The organism is Streptomyces sp. (genome assembly GCF_036524955.1).
Classification (GTDB): Bacteria; Actinomycetota; Actinomycetes; order Streptomycetales; family Streptomycetaceae; genus Actinacidiphila.
On the sequence record NZ_DATDBG010000167.1, the window covers coordinates 1 to 3,196 of the forward strand.

5 protein-coding genes are annotated in these 3,196 nt (G+C 69.6%); 3 read left to right on the plus strand and 2 right to left on the minus strand.

Annotation, left to right across the window (positions count from 1 at the left end; genetic code table 11):
- On the minus strand, positions 1 to 402 hold a 402-nt coding region (locus VIW71_RS13390), incomplete at its 3' end, for a helix-turn-helix domain-containing protein (RefSeq protein ID WP_331622375.1).
- A 106-nt stretch (positions 403 to 508) separates the two neighbouring features.
- On the opposite strand from VIW71_RS13390, the gene VIW71_RS13395 reads away from it, so the two are divergent.
- Genes VIW71_RS13395 through VIW71_RS13405 form a run of 3 tightly spaced genes read left to right on the plus strand, consistent with a single transcriptional unit; the run spans position 509 to position 2,637 of the window.
- Positions 509 to 1,846: an FAD-dependent oxidoreductase gene (locus VIW71_RS13395; protein WP_331622376.1), complete on the plus strand. Its 1,338-nt coding sequence runs from the start codon at positions 509 to 511 to the stop codon at positions 1,844 to 1,846.
- Between the two features lies 1 nt (position 1,847).
- On the plus strand, positions 1,848 to 2,150 hold the full coding sequence (locus VIW71_RS13400) for a hypothetical protein (RefSeq protein WP_331622378.1): 303 nt from the start codon (positions 1,848 to 1,850) through the stop codon (positions 2,148 to 2,150).
- A 1-nt stretch (position 2,151) separates the two neighbouring features.
- The gene (locus tag VIW71_RS13405; protein ID WP_331622379.1) at positions 2,152 to 2,637 is read left to right on the plus strand and encodes an MSMEG_0572/Sll0783 family nitrogen starvation response protein; all 486 of its coding nucleotides are present in this window, start codon (positions 2,152 to 2,154) and stop codon (positions 2,635 to 2,637) included.
- 79 nt (positions 2,638 to 2,716) lie between these two features.
- Here VIW71_RS13405 and VIW71_RS13410 read toward each other — a convergent pair.
- The coding region (locus VIW71_RS13410; protein ID WP_331622380.1) for a glycosyltransferase at positions 2,717 to 3,196 on the minus strand (480 nt) is incomplete at its 5' end.

Genomic DNA, 3,196 nt, shown 5'->3' on the forward strand with positions numbered 1-3,196 from the left:
AACCACGGTGGCCACCGCCGCCGCGCTGCGGAACGGCGCGTACGGGCCGGAGACGCCGGCCAGGGTCAGCCCCTCGTGCGGGGTGAACACCGCAGGGCGATCCTCCGACGCGGTGAACGCGACCGGTTCGGGCACACCGTCGTCACCCTCGACGAAGTAGCTGACCGGACGTTCCAGCGCGGTGGCGATCTTCAGCAGCGTGGTGATCGTGGGCACCATGTCACCGCGTTCGATCTTGTGGATCGCGGCCGCGGACACATCGGCCCGGTTGGCCAACTGCTGGAGCGAGAGACCCTGGTCCTGCCGCAGGCGCTTCAACTTCGGACCGATCGAGCTCACGATGCCGTCGACGTGTTCCTCGATCCGCACCGCGCCGGCCGGTCGGCCGCTGCCGTTCGTCATTTCGTGTTCCCCCTTGACGCCCGGAGGGCGTGCAATATAGTAAACGAAAGTTAATCATCGTGGGCGGTATTCTACGGTGTCGCCTGCCCCGGGCGGAGGTACTTGCGTGGTGCGCAGGGTGGTCATCGTCGGCGGCGGCGCCGGTGGGATGGGTGCCGCCGGCGGCGCGAAAGGCGCCGACCCCGACTGCGAGGTCGTCGTCTACACCGGGTTCGACGACGTCGCCTACAGCCCCTGCGGCATCCCCTACGTGCACGGGCGGGAGATCGACACCTTCGAAAAGCTGTTCCTGGCCTCCAAGCAGGCCTACGTCGACGCCGGGATCGATGTGCGCTACCGGACCGAGGTGACCGCGGTCGACCTCGCCCGCCGGGTGGTGCGGGTCGCCGGCGAGGGTGAGGTCGCCTGGGACAGGTTGGTGCTCGCAACGGGTTTCAACTATGCCGACCCCGGAGTGCCGGGTGGTGATCTCGGCGGCCTCTACTACGTCAAGAACATCCGCGAGGCCATGGAGTGGGACAAGGTACTGGACACCGTGCGGGCGGCCGTGGTCGTCGAGGCCTCGCCGCTGGGCGTGGAAATGGTCACGGCGCTCGCCCACCGGGGGATCGCGACCCACCTCATCGACCCCGGGCCCTGGCCGTTGGCCCAGATGGCCGACCCGGACACCATGGCGCCGGTCGAGGAGTCCTGGCGTGAGCTCGGGATCACCGTGCACTACAACACCACCCTCAAGGCGTTCCTCGGCGAAGGGCAGTTGCGTGCGGTGGCCACCTCCGACGGTGAGATCGCCGCCGACCTCGCCGTGGTCTGCACGCACAAGGAGCCGAACAACGCCCTGGGCGTCGCCGCCGGGTTGAAGATCGGCTCCACCGGCGGATTCGTCGTCGACGAGCGGATGGCCACCTCGGCGCCCGGCGTCTACGCCGCGGGCGACTGTGCCGAGATCCCGCACGGGCTCACCGGAATCCCGTTGCAGGGGCTCACCGGGAGCCATGCCTACGCGCAGGGCAAGACAGCCGGGGTCAACGCCGGCGGCGGGGTGCGCACCTACAGCTCGGTATACGTCCCGTGGGGCACCGCGGCCGGGAAGTGGATCATCGGCGGGGCGTCGTTCGGCGAGACCACGGCCACCGCGCTGGGCATTCCCTACGTGCTGGGCAGAGCGGAGGGCATCTCCCGCGCCCGCTACTACCCGGGCGTCAAGCCGGTCCGGGTGAAACTGCTCGCCGAACCGGGCAGCCTGCGGCTCATCGGCGCGCAGCTGGTCGGCGGCGAGGGCATCAAGGAACGTGCCGACTTCCTGGCGATGGCCGTCAAGTTCGGCTTCACGCTGCACGACCTGGCGCGGATGGAGAACGTCTACTCGCCGGCCATCGGTGCGTTGAACGAGCCGATCGTGGTGGCCGCACAGAACGGTCTCGACCGGGCGCGGACGGGCTGACATGGCCTTCTTTCGTTGGTTGCGCAGCAACTCCGAGCACTACCTGCTGATCGACGCGCAGCGCCGGGTGGCGCGCCGCCTCGGCGTCACCCCGCCGCGAAAACCCCACGGTATCAAGGAGTTCCTCTGGCTCCGCGGGTTCGCCCCGGTCTACCGGGTGCTGCCGTGGCCGGTGCGCCGCAAGGTCCTGCTGGCGATGCCGGGCAGCCACCGGCGGCCCTGGGCGCCGCCGCCCACGGCGCCCGGACCGGCTGTGCCGCAACAGATTCTCGGCAAGGTCAACCCATCAGGGAAGGGAGCTTGACATGGTGCAGATCGTCGGCGAGCGGGTCAGCAAGGGTGACGCGATCGTCGATTACGAGGACAAGGTCTTCGAGGACATCCAGGCGGAGCCGGGTGAGCAGGCGTGGATCCTGATGCACACCGTCCCCTTCGAGGGATCCGTCGGCCTGGTGAACATGCTCACCGTGACCCGGATCAATCGGAAAGGGTTCGACACCCACCTCGTGCTGTACGGGCCGGGATCGCTGATGGCCTCGGCCACCCGGGGATACCCGAAGGTGGGTGACGAGCCGTTCCCGGGTGCGATGAGCTACAACCGGCAGCTGCAGACCTTCATGGACGAGGGCGGGCACGTCTACGCCTGCCGGTTCTCCGCGGCCGCGCTGTACGGCATGCGGGAGATCGACATGATGGAGGGCGTGCGGCCGATCAACCCGCTCGACGTCCTGGACGCGGTGCTCACCGCCCGGCGCGCCGGCGCGCTGGTGATGCAGACCTGGACCGTCTGATCCGACCACCGAAATGGTGCGGAACATCGGCTCGCCTGGGGCGAGCGGAAGTTCCGCAGAGTTCGCCCTCGCACGGCCGTCACAGCGAGGCGTACAGGCGGGCGTGCTCGGCCGCAGCCCGGTCCCAGCCGAAGGCCGGGACCAGGGCGCGGCCGCCGCTGATCAGCCTCACCCGCAGCGCGGCGTCGTCCATCAGCCGGCGCATCCCGGCCGCCAGCGACTCCGGGTCGCCCGCCCGGGTCAGCACCGCGGTTTGCTCGTGCGTGAGATACTCCCGCAGCACGGCGATGTCGCTGCAGACGACCGGCAAATCGGCAGACATCGCCTCGAGCACGGCAAGACCCCAACCCTCCTTGACGGACGGGAACACCAGCGCGTCGGCGCTGCGGTACCACTGCGCCAGTTCGGTCTCGCCGACCGTGCCGGCCAGCACCACGTCCTCGCCCAGGCGCAGGCCCAGCCGCGGCAACAGGGCCAGGGCGTCCTCGCGGTAGGCGGTGTAGTCCTGGAACGAGTGGCCGCCGATCACCACCAGCGCCGGCGGTGGTCGCGTCGACCG

Coding starts and splice junctions, on each gene's coding strand:
- VIW71_RS13400 (WP_331622378.1), top strand. CDS start 1,848: ATGGCCTTCTTTCGTTGGTTGCGCAGCAACTCCGAGCACTACCTGCTG.
- VIW71_RS13405 (WP_331622379.1), top strand. CDS start 2,152: ATGGTGCAGATCGTCGGCGAGCGGGTCAGCAAGGGTGACGCGATCGTC.